The organism is Microbacterium azadirachtae (genome assembly GCF_025583665.1).
Lineage (GTDB): Bacteria > Actinomycetota > Actinomycetes > Actinomycetales > Microbacteriaceae > Microbacterium > Microbacterium azadirachtae.
The window spans coordinates 3,369,705-3,392,260 of sequence record NZ_CP099706.1; the positions used below are offsets into that span (position 1 = coordinate 3,369,705).

The window sequence follows — 22,556 nt, forward strand, 5'->3', positions numbered from 1 at the left end:
GCGCGTCAACAACGGCCTGCGCGCGACGCTTAAGAGCGCCAAAATCGAGCGTTTCGGGCGAAATCCGCCTCGTCGTAAACTGAGCAATCTGCTCTCTGAGCTACTGGTGTCGGGCGTAGCGGGTCTGCGGATCCGAGGGCAGCGCCACCAGCGGCATCTGGTCGTTCAGTCGCGTCGCGACGGCATCCAAATCATCGTCGAAGAGATCGGCGTAGGTGTCGAGCGTCATCGCCGCCGACGCGTGGCCGAGCATCCGCTGCACAGCCTTCACGTTCGCGCCCGAGCTGATCGCGAGCGATGCAGCGGTGTGACGGAGGTCGTGCGGAGTGAGCCGCAGGATTGACGGAGCGAACTCCTGCGCACGCCGGACCGCGTTCACAAACCATCCCTTGTTCCCCGAGTTGCGGATGTGATTGCGCGGCCCGCGGCGAGGAAGGCTGCGCACGTGCCGGGCGGGATTGCTGCGAGGCGGCGATCGTCAATGGCGACGTCGAGGATACCGGCGAGGACTCCCAGCGCGCGAAGAACGACTGTGCGCGACTTCTGCGTCGCGAGCTCTGACACCCAATCCTGGACTTCGGAGCGCCGAATCGACGAGATCTCTCTGTCGGCCCACACCGGCGAGACATGGTTCTTCCACGCCCGCTCCAGCGTCATGTAATACGACGGCTTCGACATCGGCGGTTGCTTGGATCGCAGCCAGCTGTCGGCGAACATTCGCACGGGCACCCGCGACGTGGACGGGTCGATGTACTCGCCCTTCGACTTCGACACCGTGACCATCGAGAGGTACAGCTTTGCCTCGTGCATCGTCGTGAAGCCGCGCTTCTCCCCCTCGATGCGATCGGGCTTGCGATAGCGCACGCGGTAGCGGCGGCCCTTCGCCGATTCGTACGGCGTGATGCTGCCCATCTCGACCTCCGCTCATGCCGGATTCAGGGTCAGTATCGGGCCAGTGTCGGACACACTGCGCCGCGCCCGATCGCTGAAATGGCCGATTGTCGGAGGAAAGCTGATCTGGGTCGCGCGCCGCTTCGTCAAACCCGCAGCGTTGCCCATTACCGACGACCGCAAGAGGCGAATCACGCCATCTCACTCCGCGGGAGCCCACAGCACGTGGGCAATGATCACACCAACTGCACGTGCTCTTGGTAGTCGAAGTGGGTCTTCACTGACTCGGTGACATCGATGTTCTGGAGCTTGCTCGAAACCGGAGTAAAGCCACCGAGCCCCGCAGCTATCTCGCCGGCCTGGGCTGTCCAGTACACGTACTTAAGGACAGCATCGGTCGTGGAGTGGTAGCCGTAGACGACCTCATCTACTGCTGCGGTCAGTGAGTCCCAGTTGCTTTTCGCGCCGATCGCAGCACCGAGCAGGTGGGCGGCCTGGATGCGCGGGCCACCGGGCTTTGTGCCGAGGGTCTCGGCTGCCACGACCATGACGCGGGCGCCGAGACTGTGGCCAATGAGGACGTATGACTCTGCCTCGGTGCGCGCGAGGAGGTCTCCCACGATGACGCCCGTTTTGTCAGCGCGGCTCTTCGCAACGTGCCACGGGTTCTTGGCGAGATCGGTCGCGAGCATGGCCGGTCCGACGACGTTCCCGAGGAACTTGGCGCCGGCCTTCGTTCCGGCGGCTGCCGCGGCCTTCACCGCCGCAGTGCCGCCGGCTTTGCCCATGGCGTTCACGCCAAGAATCCCGAAGTCGCGGAGCTCCTTTGAGCCCCACCACACACGGTAGACAGGTGAGTCGGGATATCGATCGTTGACGATCTTCTTCCACCCTCCCCATTTGTCGCCCTTGCCATCAGTGAGGAATCCGTTCGCCACGAGCACGGGCACGCCGCCCTTCCCGGGCCGAAGTAGCTCGATACGGAACGACTTGTCTTCGCGCAGATACGCGTTCGCCACGGAAGCGCCCAGCGCACCGCCGACTGCCGCACCGACGGCGGTGACCACGGCGGTACCTCCGGCCATCCCGAGCCCGCCGGCGGCAAGGGTTCCTCCCCCGAGCAGGGCCAGGCCGTGGGAGGTCGCGGCCGCGCCGGAGAAGCCGCCGAAGACGCCGAGCGACCCGATCGCGCCGCCGACGGCAGGCGCTGCGACGAGCGCGAGTGGGATGGCTACGCCCACGGCCAGCGCGCTACCGACTGCGATCTTGGATGCCTTGTCGAGATCGGGCTTCTCGTACTTGAGGAACTCCTCGTAGTCGTGAAGCTCGCCGATGGTTCCCTGAGCCTTCTCGAAGCCGGGGACGTCTCGGCGGTGCTCCGCGCAGAATTGAGGAACGCGGATCGCGCCGCGGTCGCGCACTGCCATGTTGTCGCATCCGACCGCCACGCACGGGAGCGTCGGCGACCCGCATCCCTGACACACGTAGACCGGCAGCTGACCGACAGGGCGGTTCGACTTTCGGTGCTCCGTCTTGAAGAAACAGGACGAGCACCATCCATGCTCGATATCCAGCAGTGAGACGTCATCCGCCACGTCGGCGATCCATTGTGCGGTCTTGGCGTACACGTCGGCCTGCTTCTGCGCAGTCCGCTTCGTATCCTCGACCAACTTCAACGCGGCCTTCTGCTCCGCGGGATCCGCGAGGCTCAGAGCATCGGCATTCGATGTGGTACGCGCGGTGTACCAGGTCTTTGCATACGCCCACATGTTGCTGCGAAGCGCTGGATTCGCTTCGAGGACTCCACCGGTCTCCACGATCGGCTCCAGGTCGGTGAGTTCACCACTCAGCGACAAGGTCGCCCCTTGGTCGGAAACCACGTCGACTCTGAGGCGAGTTCCGTCGAGCACATGGGCATGTAGAGAGCCGGGCATGGCTAGATCGTGCCACAAACTCCCGACGCGGCACCCAACTGCGTCGAGCGCATTTGGCAGCATCGGACGCACTGACCGTCGATAATGCCGGCGGTCGTGCTTCCGAATTGCTACTGAATGGTCTTGGTGATCGAACGCTGACGTCACCGCCGTGCAAACAGCTCGAACTTCTGGGCAAGTCGGTCACGATCCGGTCGCACGTTCGACTTCGATGGAAGCCGGATCTGCCTGCCATGCATGTCCTGCAGCCCATGCCGGAGCATAGGACCGTCGACTTCGTCAAGCAGCTCTTGGTCGATCCGCACTTCGAAGTCCGGCGTGATTCCCAGCAGCGAGCGGTCAAAGGCGGCATGGTGGATCTTGCACATCGCCAGCCCATTCGTGACATGGGCGACGCCGTGTTCATTCGCATCAGGAATGATGTGCGCTGCGTCCAACAGCTCTGAGTGCCGGAGATCGCACACCGTGCATGCACCCGAGTACGCGTGCAGCACGCGCGCCCGAAAGATCGGCTGGTGAAGCCGTACGCGCACGATCGACTCGGCGTACCGCCGCTTCTGCTCATCGTACGTTCGCGGATCTCCGAGGAACGAGAGCGCTTGGTCGAGTGGGAATCGGATGACCCTACCGACAGGGTCGTTGTGGACGATCACGATCGGGTAGTACGGGATGTAGAAGCCCTCCCGCACCGCCCGGAAATACACCAACGGATCGCCGTTAGCCCACGCTCGCACGAGCTTGGTGTTGTCGCCGCCCTCACCCTCGCGATAGTGGTAGGTCACCCATCCGTCGTCGGACTCGTAGTCCGAGTACCTGTTCGCCTTCCACCCCGACATGATCGAGAGCGTCGATGAGAAGGTTCCGGGATTACGGATGCCTTTGCCACGGTCGAGCAGAGGAATGTGCTCGCGTCCGTAGTGGTAACTCCGCAGCACGGAGCTGTGGATCTCGTATCCGCCACGTCCGATGAACTGCTCATCGAGCCAACGGAACACGTCCGCGCGGATGGCGAGCTCTTCGTCGCGACCCCTCATGAACCCGCCGCGGCAGAGAGGTTGGTGCCCATCATCGTGTACGCGAGTTCAGCAAGGCGACCCGCGGCACCTGCACGGCCGCCGCTGAACTCGGCGGCTCCTAGCGGTGTGCAATGTTGGTAGCCGATCGCCGCGCCGAAGATCGCCTTCGAGTCGTAACGACCAGTCTCCGTCACGAGCATGTAGTCGCGAGCGCGGCCGAAGCCGTGCTGGTGAAGGAACGCATCACGCCCAAGCCTGTCGAACTCTGCGAGTGCGGCATCGACGGCCCACCGGTCCGTGAGGTCTGAGTAGCGCGGCACAACCTCAACGTAGCGCGCATGCGCGCCGCGGCCGATCCGGATTCCGGGATGCGATTGCGAGTGTCTTGCGTGGGCGCAAGCATTTGAACGAAGCAACCACCATGAGGAGCGAAGCATGAGCGTTGGGCCAAGTCGGGAAGTGCTCGATGAGATCGACGCGATACTTGCGCGGGATGGCACTCGACTCGGCGATGTCTTCCGCGGCAAGCGCACCGGCTTTACGATTTCGCAGATCGCGCAGAGCGCCGGCGCCTCCACGCATGGGTGGGTAACGAACTAGGGCGTGTTGATCAAGAAGGTGCGGGGTGGCCAGCCGCCGCGAGTTGCGCGGGAGAATGGGCGTGTGAAGATCCAGGTGCTGCATATCGAGGATTGCCCGAATTGGCAGGAGGCGGGCGATCGAGTACGGCTGGTGCTCGACTCGATCGGACGGGGCGATGTTCCGGTGGAGTTCGTGTTGATCCGCACCGAGGCTGAGGCGGTGAGCTCTGGTTTCGCGGGCTCGCCCACGATTCTTCTGGACGGTCAGGACTTGTTCCCGTCCCAGGGGAACACTGCCGACTTGGCGTGCAGGGTCTATCTGACCGAGCGCGGCTTTGCGGGTGCGCCGACGGTGGGACAGCTTGAGCGCACGCTGCAGGAGCGCGAAGCGCTCAGCGGAGATCGGTCTTGATCCAGATCAGCGCCGCGGCGAGGCTGACGGCGGCTCGGTAGTTGCGGGCGAGTTTGTCCGAGCGCATCGCGATGCCGCGCCACTGCTTGAGACGGTTGAAGCAGCGTTCTACGACGTTGCGTCCCTTGTAGCGTTCCTTCTGCTTGTCGCCGAAAGCGATCGGCCGGCCCGGCTTCTTGCGGCGGTGCGCGATCTGGTCGTCCCGCTCGGGGATGGTCGCCGCGATCCTCCGGTCGCGGAGCCAGGCGCGGTTCGCCCTTGAGGGGTACCCCTTGTCGGCGAGCACCCGGTCGGGGCGGGTGCGGGGGCGGCCCTTCCCGTCGCGGGGAACGCGGATGTTCTCCAGCACCGCGCTCATCATCGTGGTGTCGTTGATGTTCCCGGCGGTGATCATCATGCTCAGCGGCCGGCCGCGGCCGTCGCAGACCAGGTGCAGTTTGGTCGTCAGCCCGCCGCGGGAGCGTCCGATCCCGTGATCAGGCGGCTCGGACCACGGATTCTTGTGATTCGGCACAGCCCCCTGTGTCCCGGGCGAGGGTCGCGCCGTGCTGATGCACGCGCGCGATCGTGGAGTCGATCGAGACGACCCAATCGATTTCCCCAGCGGCGTCGGCCTGCTTCTGCACCTCGGTGAGCAGCTTCTGCCAGGTGCCGTCCCCGGCCCACCGGTTGAACCGCTTGTAGATCGAGTTCCACTTCCCGAACCGTTCCGGAACGTCACGCCACGGCGCACCGGTCCGGTACTTCCACGCCATCCCCTCGATAGCGAGCCGGTGATCCGTCCACGGCCGCGACCGACCGGTCACCGTCGGCATCAACGGCTCCATCACGGCCCACACCTCGTCAGAGATCTCCTGTCGCGTCACCGTTCAAGACTCACCCACCGAGGAGCGGAACCTCTTGATCAACACGCCCTAGAACGGCGTGATCGACAGCATCCGAACGGGCAAAATTCCGGATGGCGCATCTCGCAGGAAGGACACCCTCGGCGCGGTCCGTTCCTTGCATGAGCGTCATCGGTCAGGTCTGTCGGTCGAGGGAGGGTCGTGGCTCGCGGGCATCACCGCCGCGCTGTCGCGGACAGGAGATGCGCGACCAGAAGTCAATGATCGGGACTGGGATGGCGAGGACGTGGGAGGCCACTTCCAGACCGTCCAGCTCGATGCGGATGTCTACCGGAGGCTCGTAAACGAGCAACGTCCAACCGAACGCACGCTTAACGACACTTTCCGCCGAATCCTCACTTAGTGCCGCCCGCCGATGTCGAAGCTCTTGGATAGGCTCAGCTGCGGGGAAGTGCTTACGGCCGGGTAAAACAATGGTGGGGAGAGTCCAACGTTGGATGCGTTCAAGGTTCATCGTGATGTGATCGAGGACTATCGCCGATTCACTGAAGGATTTGTTGGTGCCGCTGACCCGACGATCAGGGACTTCCTCGAAAAGCAGAGCGCCGAAGGACGCCAGTGGCCCGATCCGTGGTTGTCGCTGAACCCCGCTTTCGCGGCGGGCGGTTCAGTAGACGAACTCGTCGCTGAGGGCGCCCTCCACCCTGACGTTGCACGCGTCTTCCGCGTGAAGAAGAGCGAAGACGACTCCGGCTTACCATCCCCCATCGTCTTCCACAAGCATCAGCGGGATGCCATCGAGACGGCGGCGACCCGCGAGAGCTATGTCCTCACGACCGGTACGGGTTCGGGCAAGTCACTCGCGTATATCGTGCCGATCGTCGACCGGGTGCTCCGCGAAGGTTCCGGCAAGGGCACGCGGGCGATCATCGTCTACCCGATGAACGCGCTGGCAAACAGTCAGCTCGAGGAGTTGACTAAGTTCCTCAAGTTCGGCTTCGGCGGCAAGCCGCCTGTCACCTTCCGACGCTACACGGGACAGGAATCGCATGACGAGCGTCAAGAGATCCTCGCGTCGCCGCCGGATATTCTCCTGACCAACTACGTGATGCTCGACCTCGTCATGACTCGCCCCGACGAGCGGAGGTCGCTGATCCAAGCGGCCAAGGGGCTGCAGTTCCTGGTGCTCGACGAGCTGCATACGTATCGAGGGCGACAAGGTGCGGACGTCGGGATGCTGGTGCGTCGGCTCCGCGAAGTGTGTGACGCCGACGACACGCTGCAGTGCGTCGGGACATCAGCAACCATGTCGAGCGGCGGAACTGTCGCGGAGCAGCGTGCCGAGGTTGCTCGCGTTGCGACGCAGATCTTCGGAACGAAGGTGGCACCACACAACGTCATCACCGAGACCCTGGTGCGTGCCGGCCGCGGCGACGAGGTGACCGCCGACCAATTGCATCCGCTCGTCGAGGCGCGCGGTCCCGTGGAGGCTCCGAAGCTCAAGTTGACTGCGAGCGAACTCGCCACCGACCCCCTTGCTGCCTGGATCGAGCAGCAGTTCGGTCTCGATACGGAACCCGAGAGCAACATCCTCGTCCGCAAAAAGCCGACTACCGTCACAGCCGCGGCGGCGGTGCTCGCCGAAGCGACCGGTACGGACGCGACGACGGCGGCGAACGCGATCCGCGCGACTCTGCTTGCCGGGGCGAACGCGAAGAACGCGATCGGCCGTTCCTTTTTCGCGTTCCGCCTCCACCAGTTCCTCTCGAAGGGTGGCAACGTCTACGCCACGCCAGAGTCACCGTCGAAGCGCATGATCGAGACGAATTTCCAGGTCACCATGCCCGGGGTTCCCGAAAAGCGTCTCTACCCATTGGCGTTCTGTCGTGAGTGCGGCCAGGAGTACCTTGTCGCCAGACGAGGCGAACCCAATGCGGCCGGTATCGCTCTTGCGCGCCATCAGATCCGCACGACGGACCGTTCCGACGGCTACCTATACATCTCACACGATCAGCCGTGGCCCATCGATCCGATCGAGGACGGTCGGCTCCCTGGCTCCTGGCTGTCCGTGACTCCGTCCGGCACAGGGGTGACCAAACTCCGAGCCCCGGACGTTCCGGAGCGCGTGAACATCACGCCCGACGGCCTGCTTACCCCTCTCAGCGACGACGAAGCCGCGCAGGACACACTCGCGGCATGGATTCCGGGCATCTTCCGGTTCTGTCTCGCCTGCGGCGTCTCGTACGAAGGACGGAGCTCGGAATACACCAAGCTCGCCACCCTCGACCGCGAGGGTCGAAGTAGCGCTATGACGGTCCTGGCGACGTCACTTCTCACATCGCTCAAGGCGATTCCGGCCGACGAGCTACCTCCGCGCGCGCGAAAGCTGCTGACATTCGTCGACAACCGACAGGATGCTTCGCTGCAGGCGGGGCACTTGAATGACTTCGTGCAGGTCGCGCAGCTCCGCGGTGCGCTCCACCACGCCGTCGCCGCATCTGGAAACGACGGGCTCGACCTGCTTGACGTTGGCGACACCCTGATCGATGCGCTCGATCTGCGCCCCGCTGACTACCTCGCAGCGCCGGATGGCCTCGCTACGCGTGCCGGGCGCGCGGCACTCAAGCGAGTTCTGGAGTATCGGGCAATTGCCGACCTTCAGCGGGGGTGGCGCGTGACGCTGCCGAACCTTGAGCAGACGGGACTTGTCGTCGTCGACTATCCGATGCTCGATGAGCTCGCCGCACGCGACGACCTGTGGGCAGACGCCGATCACCGACTCGTGGCTGCAGACCCGAAGCAGCGGTTCGAGGTGTCAAAGGTTCTCATGGACGAGTTCCGCCGCGTACTGGCGATCGACGCCGAGGCGTTGACACCTGAGTCGTTCGAGCGACTCCAGCGGCTCAGTCGCGAGTACTTGACCGGGCTGTGGGCCATCGGCGACATGGAACCTCCCGCGAATGTAGGTATCGCCATCCCGGAGGCCGGCAGCAAGGGCGGAGCACGCAACGTCCTGACGCTCACAGGACGCGGCGCGTACGGCCGGTGGCTCCGCCAGCCGGATCGATTCGGCGTGGCGCTCAGCCCGTCCGAGGCGGACGAGGTCATCGTCTCCCTGATCGCCGTCCTCGAGCGGGCGGGCATCGTCACCAAGGTGATCGATGAGAAGAGCTCTGGATACCGGCTGCGCTCCTCGGCCATTGTTCTTCACATGGGCAAGGGTAAGCACGGTGCACCTGACCCGCTGCGGCGGCGCTATCAGAATGAGCAAAAGCCTCGCGTTGTGACTTACTTCCGCGATCTCTACCGCGACCACAGCCGTGATCTCGCGGGCCTGCGAGCTGCTGAACATACAGCTCAGGTCCCGGCCGATGTGCGCATGGATCGTGAGAAGGAGTTCACCGAGGCTGAGCTCCCACTCCTGTTCTGCTCACCCACGATGGAACTGGGCGTTGACATCGCAGAGCTGAACGCGGTGGGGATGCGAAACGTGCCGCCGACGCCGGCGAATTACGCCCAGCGCAGCGGTCGCGCAGGCCGTTCGGGGCAGCCCGCAATCGTGATGACTTACTGTGCAACCGGCAACGCGCACGACACCTACTACTTCGAGCGGTCGCACCTGATGGTGGCAGGTCAGGTGATGCCGCCGCGCCTTGACCTGGCCAACGAAGACCTCGTTCGTTCGCACGTTCAGGCGATCTGGCTTTCCGAGGCGCTCGCCGTGAGCGCTAAGGGCCTCGGAAGCTCGATGAAGGACGTCCTTGTCCTAGATGACGCCGTCAACCGCTATCCGGTCGCGCCATCGCTGCGCTCGAAGCTCGAAGACGGAGGGGCAGCGACTCGCGCTCGCGTTTCAGCCAACCGTGTGCTCGAACCGCTTCGGGAGGTGCTGGGACGAGCGAGCTGGTGGACGGAGGGTTGGATCGACGCAGTTATTGCACGCTCCGCCAACGAGTTCGACCGGGCGTGCGATCGCTGGCGTGACTTGTACGCATCAGCGCGCGCTGAGCAGCAGGCGGCCTTCGAGCAGACGAAGAACATCGCTGCGACAAAGCGCGACCGCGACGATGCCGAACGGCGCCAGCGCGAGGCCCGCCAACGCATCGATCTTCTCCTGAACGATGCCGGCGACACGGGCTACAACCAGTCCGACTTCTACACCTACCGGTACCTCGCATCCGAGGGGTTCCTTCCCGGCTACTCCTTCCCGCGTCTTCCGCTTGCGGCGTTCATTCCCGGCTGGGGCAATCGCCCGAGCAGCTGGCTGCAGCGCCCGCGCTTCCTCGCGATCTCCGAGTTCGGTCCCCAGTCCCTCATCTACCACGAAGGCGCACGCTACCAAGTGACGCGCATCAGCCTTCCTCGCGAGGGCGGTGAGGCAGGCGGTGATGTAACGCTTACGACCGCGAAGATCTGCGAATCGTGCGGCACCCATCATCTCGATACCCAGAACGTCGACGTCTGCGTAACCTGCCAAACGCCTCTCCCCGCTGAGTGGAAGAACCTCCTGCAGCTCCAGACCGTCCTCACTCGTCGTCGCGAGCGGATCAGCGCGGATGAAGAGGAGCGCAACCGCGTCGGTTACGAGCTCCGCACTACGTACCGCTTCGTTCCGCGCGCGGGTCACCCCGGCCGCGCGACGGCGAAGGCGACGGCGGATGCCGGAGCCCATGTACTCGACGTCGTTTACGGTGACTCCGCCGACGTGCGGGTCACAAACCTTGGCAGGCGAACACGCAAGGATGCCGACAGGCACGGGTTCTGGCTCGACACCGTCAAGGGGCGATGGCTGAGCGAGAAAGATGCGGCGCAGACCGACTCGGAGTCCGAAGAGACCGACGATGATGCGCCGATGCCCGCTGATGTGAAGACGAAGGCGTTCGTCACCCCGTACGTCGAAGATCGCCGCAACATCGCAATCCTGCGATGGGCGAACAAGATCGACGAGACTCAGTCAGTGACGGCGCGATATGCCCTTGAGCGAGGGATCGAGGCGCAGTTCCAGCTTGAGGATTCTGAGCTGATGAGCGAACAGCTCCCTGACGCCGACGAGCGGGGACGTCTGCTTCTGACCGAGGCGGCGGAAGGTGGGGCTGGCGTGCTCCGCCGGCTCCAGTCGGATGCGACGGCGCTGGCGGATGCTGCACGCGAAGCCCTGCGCATTCTCCACGTCGATCCCGAGACGGGGCTGGACACCGACGATGCGTGTGGTGCGGGGTGCTACAAATGCTTGCTGTCTTACTCGAACCAGATGGACCACGAGCGCATCGACAGGCGCACGGTCGTGCCCCTGCTCCGCGACCTGGCTAGCTCTCGCGTGCAGTCTGACGACCCCGAACCGGTGACACTGCCGACCGCACTCGCAGATGACTTCGCGACGGAGTCATCGGAAGCGAGCCTCATCGCAACACCCGAAGCGGAGCGCGCTGCCGCTTTCCTACGACACCTCGAGTTTCGCGGACTGCGGCTCCCCTCTCATGGCGAAGGCGAGGTCGGTGGGCTCCTCGTCGACTTCGTTTACGACAGTCCGCTCGCCGTGGTCGTTGTCCACGACGACATGATGAAGGTAGACGCCAGCGACCTCGCTTTTGATGGCTATCAGGTCGTCACGGTCGGGCTCGACCGTGACTTCGACGACGTGATCCGTGAACACCCCAGCGTGTTCGGAGAGGCAGTGCAGTGACCGCGACTGACTTCGCGATTGGTTCTCTCGTGACGGCGCGGGGGCGCGATTGGGTCGTGCTGCCCGACTCGGTTCCCGATTTCCTCGTGGCCAAGCCTTTGGGCGGCTCCGATGCCGAGATCACCGGACTCATCCCCGCCGTCGAAGACGTCACCGCCGCGAGCTTCCCACCCCCGGCTCCGACCGACCGCGGTGATGACCGCAGCGGGCGGATGCTGCGCGAAGCCCTGCGCATCGGATTCCGCTCGTCGGGCGGCCCGTTCCGATCGCTCGCAAGCCTGAATGTCGATCCGCGACCGTACCAGCTTGTGCCGCTCCTGCTCGGGCTGCGCCAGGAGACCGTGCGCCTGCTGATCGCCGATGACGTCGGCATTGGAAAAACGGTGGAAGCAGGGCTGGTCGCGAGCGAACTGCTCGCCCAGGGCACGGTGCAGCGCCTTGCGGTCCTCTGCCCGCCGAGCCTCGCCGAACAGTGGCGTACGGAACTCTCCGAGAAGTTCGGTCTCGACGCCCAGCTCGTGCTCCCCTCGACCATCACAAGGCTGGAGCGCGCGCTCGCCGTCGGCGAGGAGCTCTTCACCCGTTACCCCGTTACGGTCGTCTCCCTCGACTTCATCAAGTCCGAGCGGCACCGTTACGAGTTCCAGCGCACCGCGCCCGAGTTGATCATCGTCGATGAGGCCCACACGGTCGCTGCCGACGACAGCGGCGCTGGGTCGGCGGGCCGCACGCAGCGGTACAACCTGATCCGCTCGCTCGCTGACGACAAGACTCGTCACCTGATTCTCACCACGGCCACCCCTCACAGTGGCAACGACGGTGCCTTCCGCAACCTCATCGGCCTCCTCGATGACGACCTCAAGACGGTCGATCTGTCGAGTGACACCGGCAGGCGCCTGCTCGCCCGCCACATGGTACAGAGGCGCCGCGGCGACATCCGTGACTACCTCGGCGCCGAGACGCAGTTCCCGAAGGACCGTCAGACCAGCGAAGCGCCGTATCAATTGAGCGGCTCGCATCAGGAATTCTTCGACGACGTTCTGCAGTACATCCGCGGCCAGGTGCAGGACCGCACCGGCACCAAGCTGCAGCAGCGCGTGCGCTGGTGGTCGGCGCTCGCCCTCCTACGAGCGATGGCCTCCTCTCCGGCTGCCGCTGCGATGACCCTCCGCACGCGCGCGGCGACGACCGAAGCCCAGACGGATGCCGAGGCCGATGTCGTCGGGGCCGCCGAAGTGCTCGACCAGTTCGAAGACGAGGGTGCGGATGCCGCGGACCTCGTGCCGGGCGCCGAGCACGAAGCATCCGAGTCGTCGCTCCTGCGATCCTTCGCCGTCCGTGCCGAGGCGCTCGTTGCCGCGCCGGCCGAGGACGCGAAGCTCACGCTGCTGACGAAGCAAGTCAAGGCGCTGCTGAAAGACGGATTCAGCCCGATCGTGTTCTGCCGGTTCATCCAGACCGCCAAGTATGTGCACGAGCACCTGTCCGGTGCCCTGCGAAACGTCGAGGTCGAGGTCGTGACGGGAGAGCTGCCGTCGGAGGAACGCGCCGCCCGCATCGCGACGCTCGCCGCCCGCTCCGAGGGCGTGAACCGTGTGCTCGTCGCCACGGATTGTCTGTCGGAGGGTGTGAACCTTCAGTCTGACTTCCAGGCTATCGTGCATTACGACCTCGCGTGGAACCCCACCCGCCACGAGCAGCGCGAAGGCCGGGTCGACCGCTTCGGTCAGCCGCGCGACATCGTGCGGGCGCAGACGATCTACGGCTCCGACAACGGCATCGACGGCATCGTGCTCGATGTGCTGATTCGCAAGCACGAGAAGATCCGTCGCGACCTCGGCATCAGCGTGCCCGTGCCCGCCCGGAGCGATGAGGTGCTGAGCGCCCTGCTCGAGGGTGCCGTTATGCGCGGCAACGGCTACGAACAGCTCGCGTTCGACTTCGGGCTCGACGACGGTGGCGTGAAGGACTTCGACGCCGAATGGGAGTCGAGCGCCGAGAAAGAAAGGCAGAGCCAGACGTTGTTCGCCCAGCGCACGATCCACCCCGACGAGGTGAAAGAGGCGATGGATGCCGCGCGCCGCAGCCTCGGCGAACCGGGCGACGTCAGCGGCTTCGTCGCCGACGCGCTCACCGAACTCGGAGCTCTGCTCACCGCGACCTCGACGGGCTTCACCGCCGAACTCTCGCAGGTGCCCGTGCAGGTGACCGAGGCATTGACCGCCGCCGACGGCCGCCCCGTCACGACTTACTACAACGACCTTCCCGCCCCGCGCCAGGCGGCCGTGCTGCAGCGCACAGACCCTACTGTGGCCGCCCTCGCGAACTACGTCCTCAACAGTGCGCTCGACGGCTCGCTCGCACCGAAGGAGCGCCCGGCGAAGCGCGCCGGGATCCTCACCACAGGCAATGTCGAGAAGCAGACGGTCGCGCTGCTGATGCGGTTCCGCACGCACCTCGTACTGCCCTCTGCGAGCGGTTCGCGTACGACGCTTGCCGAGGAGGCGCGCGTCGTAGCATTCCGTGGGCGTCCTTCTGACCCGGAATGGCTCACACCTCTCGAAGTCGAGCAGCTGCTCGCTGCGACGCCGACGGCGAACACTCCTGCTGACGTCGCGGCAAACACGCTCGCCGCCGTCATCTCGGCAATCCCCGTCATCCAGCAGCACCTCGGTACCCAGGCCGAAGGCCTCGCCGCGCAGCTCGAAGAGGACCACGTCTCGGTGCGCGTTGCGGCTCGTGGCGAACGCGCGGGTGCGCTCTCGGTGCGTGGGCTGAGCGTGCGAGCCCAGCTGCCGCCCGACGTGCTCGGCGTGTACGTCTACCGCCCGGCAGGAATTGCGGCATGAACGGCGACCTGCAGGGTATCCGGCTCATCGGCGGTGTGCTGCCCGCTGCGCTTCTCGGCCGCATTCAGGCAAACGAGCTCAGCGATCTGCAGAGCATCTCGGGTGCTTCCTACCATCTCGTCGGGAATGAGAAGCCGAAAGATGCCGCCGCCCGCGCGTGGTCGTACCTGCGTGGTGCGTGGAACGCCTGGCGCGATGTCGCCGCGAGGGAGCAGGGGCTCCCCGGGACCGGCGCGGCACGCGAGAAGTGGCTGCTCGTCCTCCTTGACGAGCTCGGGTATGGGCGTCTCCCCGTCACCCGTCAGGCCGAGGTGATCGACGGGACGGAGTACCCGATCTCGCACCGCTGGTACCACGTGCCCATCCATCTGCTCGGCCCGGGCGTCGACCTCGACAAGCGCAATCCGGGTGTGCCTGGGGCGGCGCGCGCACCCCAAGCGATGCTGCAGGAGTACCTCAACCGCAGCGATGACGACCTGTGGGGCATCCTCAGCAACGGCCTGCGTCTGCGGTTGCTGCGTGACTCCACCGCGTTCGCGGGGTCGGCGTACGTCGAGTTCGACCTCGAGGCGATCTTCGACGGCGAGCTGTACGCCGAATTCCAGCTGATGTGGCTGCTGTGTCACGTCTCGCGCGTCGAGAAGCGCGGTGGGCAGGACGCGAGCCCTGCCGACTGCTGGCTGGAGGAATGGCGCGCCGAGGCCGCCGAGGCTGGCACTCGCGCCCTCAACCGCCTGCGCGATGGGGTGGAGGCGGCGATCACGACGTTCGGCTCCGGCTTTCTCACCCACCCGGCGAACGACTGGCTCCGCGCCGCGCTGCACACCGGGTCGCTTACCGGCCGGGACTACCATAAGGCGCTGCTGCGGCTCATCTACCGGATGCTGTTCTTGTTTGTCGCCGAGGAACGCAGCGCCTTGCTCGACCCGGCAGCATCCCGCGAGGTCCGTGAGCGGTACGGCGAGTACTTCTCCACGACGCGGCTGCGCCGGCTGTCGCGGCTGCGCTCGGGCGGCACGCACCCCGATCTGTGGCGCGGGCAGAGGTTGATCCTCACCGCGCTCGGAGATCGCGGAATGCCGCAGCTCGGCGTCCCTGCCCTCGGCGGTCTCTTCGACCCCGACCGGCGCGCGCCCGTGATCGACGGCGCACCGCACCGCGACCTGTTGCTCGGTGCCGAGATCACCAACAAGAACGTGCTGCGCGCCATCCGGCACCTCGCGTGGATTCTCGTGCCCGGCCAGCGGGCCCAACCCATCGACTACCGTCACCTCGGGGCCGAGGAACTCGGCGGCGTGTACGAGTCGCTGCTCGAACTCGTGCCGCGCGTCGATCTCGATACTCGCCAATTCTCGCTCGCCCATCTGTCGGGCAACGAGCGCAAGACCACAGGCTCGTACTACACCCCACCCGCGCTCGTCTCAGCCCTGCTCGACGCATCCCTCGACCCCGTGCTCGACGAGGCCGTCACCTCGGGCCACAGTGTCGCCGAACGTGAGGCGAACCTGCTCGCGGTGACCGTGTGTGACCCGGCGAGCGGTTCCGGCGGGTTCCTCGTCGCCGCCGCCAGGCGCATCGCCCGCCGTCTCGCGCAGGTGCGCTCCGATGAAGACGAGCCGACGCCCGAGGCTGTGCAACGCGCCCTGCACGACGTCGTCGCCCGGTGCATCTACGGGGTCGACGTGAACGACCTGGCCGCCGAGCTCGCCAAAGTGTCGCTGTGGCTCGAAGCCCTCGAACCCGGGAAGCCCCTCGGCTTCCTCGACGCACGCATCCGCGTCGGCAACAGCCTGTTCGGCACGACCCCGGCCCTCATCGCGGGCGGCGTGCCTGATGCCGCGTTCAAAGAGATCGAGGGCGACAGCAAGGCGTTCGCCGCTGAGGTGCGCAAGCGCAACAAGAACGAGGCGACCGGTCAGGGCCTGCTGTCGTGGGCTGACCCCGACGCGCTTGCCGCCGCGAACCGCCGCGAACGAGCGTTGCTGCTCGCCCCGAGCGACGATGTCGACGACATCCGCGCCCGAGGCGAAGCGTGGGACGCCTATCTCACGTCCGACGCTCGACAGACCCTCAAACGGCAAGCGGATGCCTGGGCCGCCGCCTTCGTCTGGCCCCTGCACGACGGCACCCCTCTGCCGCCGACCACCGCAGTCGTCCGCGCGATGCTCGATGACGACGTCGCGGTGCAGTACCCCGACACCGTTACCCGCGTGGAGCGGCTCGCCAGCGAGTACCGGTTCTTTCACTGGCACCTGGAGTTCCCCGAGGTCTTCGATGCCGCCACAGGTGACGGGCTCGGCCCCGAGGGGTGGGCGGGCGGCTTCACGTGCATGCTCGGCAACCCGCCGTGGGAGCAGATCGAACTGAAGGAGACTGAATTCTTCGCCGCGCGCGACCCGGAGATCGCGAAAGCGACCGGGGCGAAGCGCAAGTCGCTGATCGCGAAGCTCGCCACCGCCGACCCGATCCTCGATAAGGAGTACCGGACGGAGAAGCGCTCCATCGATGCTCTCCGAAAGTTCGTGTCTACGGGACGTTATCCGCTCACGGGCCGTGGCCGGGTGAACACCTATTCGGTCTTCGCGGAGCTCTTCAGAGGACTCACGGCTCCGCAGGGGAGGTCAGGTGTCATCGTCCCCACGGGAATCGCGACGGATGCCACCACGCAGTACTTCTTCAAAGACCTCGTCGAGACGGAATCGCTGGTCGCGCTCTATGACTTCGAGAACTCGAAGCCCATCTTCGATGGCGTGCATCGGAGCTTCAAGTTCTGCATCCTGAGCTCGAGTGGGCGCGCCGTCGAGACCCCGGCAGCACAGTTCGCATTCTTCTTGGAAGACCCGCTGCAGATCGAGGTCTCCCGCTTCAGGCTCACGCCCGACGAGATCATGCTCCTCAACCCGAACACGGGCACGGTGCCAATCTTCCGCACCCGACGCGACGCCGAGATCACTCTCGGCATCTACCGCCGCGTGCCCGTGCTCGTCGACGAGAACGACCCCGTGAACGGCAACCCCTGGGGCGTCTCGTTCATGCAGGGCCTGTTCAACATGACGAGCGACTCGCACCTGTTCCACACCCGCGACCAACTCGAGGCCGACGGTTGGACCCTCACCGGCAACGTCTTCGAGCGCGGCGCGGCGCGGATGCTTCCGCTTTACGAAGCGAAGATGTTCCATCAGTTCGACCACCGGTGGGCAACGTACGAGGGTACGCAGGTCCGGGATGTTGAAGCTACCGAGAAGCGCGATAGAGAGTTCGTCTCCTTGCCCCGGTACTGGGTCGCCTCGAAGCACGCCGATGCAGCGCTGGAGGGGCGGTGGAACCATTCATGGCTGCTCGGCTGGCGTGATATCGCGCGCGCCACGGACGTCCGGACGACAATTGCGTCGGTGCTTGGTGCGGGTGCCAGCCCTGAGGGCGGTGCGTTGTTGATGCTCTCGTCCGAGGGTGCTTCAGCCACCGCGGTACTGCTTGCGACGCTAAATTCTTTCGTGTTCGACTTCACTGCGCGTCAGAAGGTAGGGGGTACTCATCTGAAGTTCTTCACGATGCGTCAACTACCCGTGCTCGCGCCGCTCGCAGCCCAATCGCCCGTCCCCTGGAAAGGACAGCCGGACTTGACTGCCTGGATTGTTGATCGCGTTCGCGCGCTTACCGACTCAGCTGACGACATGCGGCCGTGGATCGACGAACTTGGGGGCGACTCTCACGAAGTCTTCGACGCAAGCGCGCGCGAAAACCTCCGCGCTGAGCTGGATGCGGGCTTCTTTCACCTGTACGGCGTCCCTCGCGACGACGTGGGCTACATCATGGATACCTTCCCCATCGTGAAGCGGAAGGATGAAGCCGAGTTCGGCGAGTACCGCACGAAGCGGCTGATCCTCGAGAACTACGACAAGATGCAGAAATGCATCGACACCGGCACCGAGTTCGTGTCGACGCTGGACCCCGCGCGGGGTCTCGGCCCGTGGCATCTCGAAAGGACGACCGATGCCTGACGAGAACCTGTACGAGCGCGGCAGCGGCGCCAACCCCGCGGTGGACGAGGCAGCGTGGCTGATCCTTGGCCCGGCGCTCCGCGGCGAGCCGTCGCCGATTCTTGGAACTGAGCCGACCTGGACGGCCGAGGCAGCACGGACTCTGCGTGGTCTGATCACCGGCGACAACGCTGACGAGGGGTCGCGGAAGTTCCTGAGCAAACTGCAGGATCAGCTCGTGGCCGCACCGAACACTGTCATCAGTCTTGCCGCCGAGTTGCTGTGCGTTCAGGTGCTGCCCCTGAGCAACATCACACCTGAGACCAAGCGCACCCGGGTGAACACCGTGCTCTCGTGGGCGAACCCTCCGCTGCAGGTGCCCACAACGATCGATTCGGCGTTGGGGGCTGGCGGCACGTTTCATGGCGGAGCCGGCTTCAATATCCGCATCTGGCAGCAGGTCGTCTGGCTCACCCAGTTCATCGAAGAGTGGTGGGCGTCCCCCTTCGAGGAGCGCCAGCGGGCTCTGCGTGATCCGTGGGCGTTCCGGGATCTCACCGACCGGGTTCAGGGCGGATGGGAACCCGCTATGCGAACCTCCCTGCTCGCGCTGGTGTGGCCTGGGTACTTCGACAGCGTCGTCAAGGAGGCTGACCGTCAGCGCATCCGGGCCGCGTTTGCGCACCACCTCGGGCCGTCCGGGGACGCAGGAGACGGAGACCTCGACCACGACCTCTGGAGGATTCGTGAGGCCGTCCAGGAGCCCGGGCAGCCCCGCGTCGATTGGTACGCCGAGCCCTACCTGAGCGCATGGAGCAGTCTCGCCGCGCCGCGCAAGCATGCCGAAGGGCGCCGCGCCTGGCTGGTGCGCACGGGCCAAGGCGGTGCGCAGCTCGCTGACACCTGGCGAGACGACGAGTTCGTGTCGCTCCCGGCGACGAACCTCCGGCTCGAACTCGAGACCGCCACCGAGGCCTCCATTCGCGGTGCCGTCGACACCGGGTACACACACCTCGATTACGCCCAGCGGCTGCAGCTGACCCAGGCCGATCAGGCGTTCATCCTCCGCATGGCTCCGGACGACATCGTGCTCACCCTCGTCGGAGACAACGCGGAGATCGGGTACGTCTCCGGCGCCCCCTCGTGGAGCGAGACCGAAGGATCGCGCTTGCGTCGGACGGTCGAGTGGCTACCCGATCCGGTCGTGAAAGCCGAGCTGCCCGAACCGGTGCCCGGCATGCTCGACAAGCAGGGTGACGTCGTCGAGCTGACCGCAGGACTCGACGCGCTCACCGCGCTGGTGGAGCGGCTCACTGATCACCCGATCGACGACGACGTTATCGAGCCAGACGACGATGAGGCCCCTCGCTTCCCGTCTGCTGTTAGCATCCCACCTGCCACCGACGATCTGGCGGGGTCGCTCTATATGCCACGTGAGGTGCTGCAGGAGTGGCTCGACGTGCTCCGCGACCGGCGCCAGCTCGTGTTCTACGGTCCGCCCGGCACCGGCAAGACGTTCGTCGCCGAAGCACTTGGTCGGCACATCGTCGGCAGCGATACGAACCACCTGAGCACGGTGCAGTTCCACCCCTCCTACGCATACGAAGACTTCTTCGAGGGGCTGCGGCCTACGGTCGAGGACGGGAACGTCACCTATCAGGTTGTACCGGGGCCACTGCGCACGCTCGTCGCCGAGGCGACGACACCGGGCAACGAGTCCCGCCCGTACGTGCTCGTCATCGACGAGATGAACCGCGCAAACCTCGCCAAGGTCTTCGGCGAGCTGTACTACCTGCTGGAGTACCGCGATCAGTCAATCAGCCTGCAGTACTCGAGAGACAGCGACTTCCGTCTGCCGAAGAACTTGTTCATCATCGGCACGATGAACACACTCGACCGCTCGATATCGATGGTGGATGCCGCCATCCGTCGCCGGTTTCCGTTTGTCGAGTTGCACCCGTCGGTCGATCCTGTGTCGGGTGTGCTCTCCGCCTACCTTGCGGCGCAGGGTAGCGACGATCGCCGCGCCCGACTGTTGGATGCGCTGAATGCCGGTATCGACGAACGAGATCTGCAGATCGGGCCGTCGTACCTCATGAAGCACTCCGCACGCGAGCATTCGGGGCTGGAGCGCATCTGGAAGTACGACATCCTGCCGCTGCTCGATGATCATTTCTACGGCGCACGCACCCCCGAACAGATCCGCGCACAGTTCGGGCTCGACGCGCTGCTCGCCCGGTTGAACAGTGCCCTCGTCGGCCCGGTGGATGCCGTCCTCCAGTCCGATGTCGTCGTCTCCGTTGACGGGACTGCCGGAGACGAGGAGTCGGCTGACTCGTGACCGACGTGCGCAGACTGACGCTGACCGAGTCGTTCGAGCCGTTCGCGGCCCGACTCTCGGAGGCGCAGTCCCGCGCACTTCAGGGCTCGCGGCTCGTGAACGTCGTGCCGGCGGGGGCGGGTTCAGCGGTGCTGCAGCCGAGTGGCCGGGTTGGCGCGGTGCGCGTCGGTGATCTCCAAGTCGAGATCTGGCCGAAGGAAAAGGTCAAGCTCGCTCACCTCATCTTCATGTTGGGCTATGCGGCTGATCCGGGCTTCCGACCCGAGGCTGTCGACGCCGAGGCGTACGACGAGCTGTGGCCTGCGCTCGCGGAATCGCTCGCACGGCTCTGCGAGCGAGCATTGCTCGGGGGGGTTCTGCAGGGGTATCGCACGGTTGAGGGGTCGTCGATCGTGGTGCGCGGCCGCATCCGTGTCGCCGATCAGTTGCGGCGGCATCCCGGCCAGATCTCGCCGACAGAGATTGCGTACGACGAGTACATGACCGACGTGGCCGAGAACCGCATCCTGCGCACCGCCCTGCGACGGATGCGGGCGGTTCCCCGCCTGCGACCAGATGTCGCGGCGCGACTGTCGCATCTCGACAACCGGCTCGACGGCGTCGCTGTGCTCCGCCGAGGTGCGCCGCTGCCGACATGGCGATCGACCCGACTGAACGCGCGGTATGTACCAGCGCTGCGGCTTGCTGAACTCGTGCTGCGCAACACAGCCGCGCAGGCAGGGGATGACGGCGTCGAGATCGCTGCGTTCGTCGTGTCGATGTGGAAGGTGTTCGAAGACTTCGTCACGCTAGCGCTGCGGGAAGCCATTGCCGCACGGGGCCGTCGTGCCGTGCCGCAGAAGCGCTGGCACTTCGACGAGGTCCGGCGCGACGGCGTCGGCCGGGTGCCGATGGCGATTGACCTGCTGGAGTACGACGGTGCCGCGCCCGTGATGGTCTATGACGCGAAGTACAAAGCCGCCGCCGGCGACGGCCGCTATCCGAACGCTGACTTCTACCAGATGCTCGCTTACTGCACGACGGTCGGGATCGAACGAGCTGTGCTGGTCTACGCGCAGGGCGGCGACGCGGTAGATCGGCGGGTGGCGAACTCGCCCGTCACGATACGCGAGTGGCCACTTGACCTGTCGCTCCCGCCCGCCGAGATGCTCGCGTCGATCGAACGAGCCGTGGACGCGGCATCCCAACCTCTTGAGGGGAGCCACGAGGCATGGTGATTCCGAGCGATCGAGCCATTCAGGCAGAGCTGTTGAAGTACCTGTCCGGATGCCTTGGGTATCGTGCCCACGCTCAGAAGTGTTACGCAGAACTCGAGACGCTGTTCCCCGAACTCACACGTGAAGAGGTCACCGAGCGCTACCAAGCGAGCGTGAGCAAGTGGGCGAACTCCGTTCAATTCGCAAGGCTGCACCTGGTCAATCAAGGTTTGATCTACCGGGCGGGAGACGGCCCGAGCCCGAGCAGGGGTGTCTGGATCCTGACGCCTGCAGGTGTCAGCGCATCAGGCGGTGCGGCGCCCACGCGCATGACCGCACGCGTTCCCGCGTCGAGGCCCCTAGAGGACGGGGCAGGCGAGGGCATCATTCTCGGCTGGAATCGGGCGCGGTGGGATGGATGGGAGGAGACCTATGACGGCGCGGTGAACATCGCCATGTCCGGCGCACCCTATGAAATTCGCTGGTCAGTTGGCTCGCGGGTGGATGTGCCTGCCGGCACCCACGCATGGCTCCTCAGGCAGGGCGGACCGTATGGGCTGCTGGGTCACGGAATAGTGACTTCCGAACCGTTCGAGGACGATGACTTTGCGAAGCCTGGTCAGACGTCGCGCTACGTACAGGTGGCCTTCGACGTGCTGCTCGACGAGAACGACATTCTCAGCCGTGACATCCTCGAATATGCAATTCCCGAGTTTGCATGGCGGTACCAGCTCCAGTCGGGCAACCGAGTCGATTCAGGGACTAACGACCGACTGCTGGAGCTCTGGAACGAGCACATCTCCTAGTCCGCAACGTCCGAGGGAACTT

General features: G+C 65.3%; 14 protein-coding genes. 8 read left to right on the top strand and 6 right to left on the bottom strand.

The window, feature by feature from the left end; translation table 11 throughout:
* Positions 1-100: 100 nt before the first annotated feature.
* From NFX31_RS15930 to NFX31_RS15950, 5 genes are all read right to left on the bottom strand, one after another.
* The gene (locus NFX31_RS15930) at positions 101-379 is read right to left on the bottom strand and encodes a tyrosine-type recombinase/integrase (protein ID WP_262956217.1); all 279 of its coding nucleotides are present in this window, start codon (positions 377-379) and stop codon (positions 101-103) included.
* Positions 376-912 carry an N-terminal phage integrase SAM-like domain-containing protein gene (locus tag NFX31_RS15935; RefSeq protein WP_262956218.1) on the bottom strand — a complete coding sequence of 179 codons (537 nt, stop codon included), beginning with the start codon at positions 910-912 and terminating at the stop codon, positions 376-378. The genes NFX31_RS15930 and NFX31_RS15935 overlap by 4 nt, the downstream gene beginning before the upstream one ends.
* Before the next feature lie 215 nt (positions 913-1,127).
* Positions 1,128-2,825 carry a TMCO4 family protein gene (locus tag NFX31_RS15940; RefSeq protein ID WP_262956219.1) on the bottom strand — a complete coding sequence of 566 codons (1,698 nt, stop codon included), beginning with the start codon at positions 2,823-2,825 and terminating at the stop codon, positions 1,128-1,130.
* 143 nt (positions 2,826-2,968) lie between these two features.
* Positions 2,969-3,859 (bottom strand): HNH endonuclease, encoded by an 891-nt coding sequence (locus NFX31_RS15945; protein ID WP_262956220.1) that lies wholly within the window; start codon positions 3,857-3,859, stop codon positions 2,969-2,971.
* On the bottom strand, positions 3,856-4,161 hold the full coding sequence (locus tag NFX31_RS15950) for a ScoMcrA-related endonuclease (RefSeq protein WP_262956221.1): 306 nt from the start codon (positions 4,159-4,161) through the stop codon (positions 3,856-3,858). The genes NFX31_RS15945 and NFX31_RS15950 overlap by 4 nt, the downstream gene beginning before the upstream one ends.
* Before the next feature lie 343 nt (positions 4,162-4,504).
* Between NFX31_RS15950 and NFX31_RS15955 the strand changes: the two genes are divergently transcribed.
* Entirely contained in the window at positions 4,505-4,834 is a 330-nt protein-coding gene (locus NFX31_RS15955) for a hypothetical protein (protein ID WP_026095586.1), read from the top strand.
* On the opposite strand, the gene NFX31_RS15960 is transcribed toward NFX31_RS15955, so the two are convergent.
* Positions 4,815-5,661, bottom strand: a protein-coding gene (locus tag NFX31_RS15960; RefSeq protein WP_233449959.1) for an IS5 family transposase whose coding sequence is annotated in 2 segments (ribosomal slippage) — positions 4,815-5,354 and positions 5,356-5,661 — 846 coding nt in all. Because the reading frame shifts where the segments join, the coding sequence is not laid out codon by codon here. The genes NFX31_RS15955 and NFX31_RS15960 overlap by 20 nt on opposite strands.
* A gap of 97 nt (positions 5,662-5,758) precedes the next feature.
* On the opposite strand from NFX31_RS15960, the gene NFX31_RS15965 reads away from it, so the two are divergent.
* The 7 genes from NFX31_RS15965 (at position 5,759) to NFX31_RS15995 (ending at position 22,534) form a co-directional block, all read left to right on the top strand.
* Positions 5,759-6,082, top strand: a complete 324-nt coding sequence (locus NFX31_RS15965; RefSeq protein WP_262956222.1) for a hypothetical protein — start codon at positions 5,759-5,761, stop codon at positions 6,080-6,082.
* Between the two features lie 90 nt (positions 6,083-6,172).
* Entirely contained in the window at positions 6,173-11,362 is a 5,190-nt protein-coding gene (locus NFX31_RS15970) for a DEAD/DEAH box helicase (RefSeq protein ID WP_262956223.1), read from the top strand.
* Positions 11,359-14,211 carry a DEAD/DEAH box helicase gene (locus tag NFX31_RS15975; RefSeq protein ID WP_262956224.1) on the top strand — a complete coding sequence of 951 codons (2,853 nt, stop codon included), beginning with the start codon at positions 11,359-11,361 and terminating at the stop codon, positions 14,209-14,211. The genes NFX31_RS15970 and NFX31_RS15975 overlap by 4 nt, the downstream gene beginning before the upstream one ends.
* Entirely contained in the window at positions 14,208-18,212 is a 4,005-nt protein-coding gene (locus NFX31_RS15980; RefSeq protein WP_262956225.1) for an SAM-dependent methyltransferase, read from the top strand. Before NFX31_RS15975 ends, NFX31_RS15980 begins: the two co-directional genes overlap by 4 nt.
* Positions 18,205-20,532, top strand: coding sequence for an AAA family ATPase (locus tag NFX31_RS15985; RefSeq protein ID WP_262956226.1), 2,328 nt, complete (start codon positions 18,205-18,207; stop codon positions 20,530-20,532). Before NFX31_RS15980 ends, NFX31_RS15985 begins: the two co-directional genes overlap by 8 nt.
* Positions 20,529-21,749, top strand: coding sequence for an McrC family protein (locus tag NFX31_RS15990; RefSeq protein ID WP_262956227.1), 1,221 nt, complete (start codon positions 20,529-20,531; stop codon positions 21,747-21,749). Before NFX31_RS15985 ends, NFX31_RS15990 begins: the two co-directional genes overlap by 4 nt.
* Entirely contained in the window at positions 21,743-22,534 is a 792-nt protein-coding gene (locus NFX31_RS15995) for a winged helix-turn-helix domain-containing protein (RefSeq protein ID WP_262956229.1), read from the top strand. The genes NFX31_RS15990 and NFX31_RS15995 overlap by 7 nt, the downstream gene beginning before the upstream one ends.
* Positions 22,535-22,556: the final 22 nt, after the last annotated feature.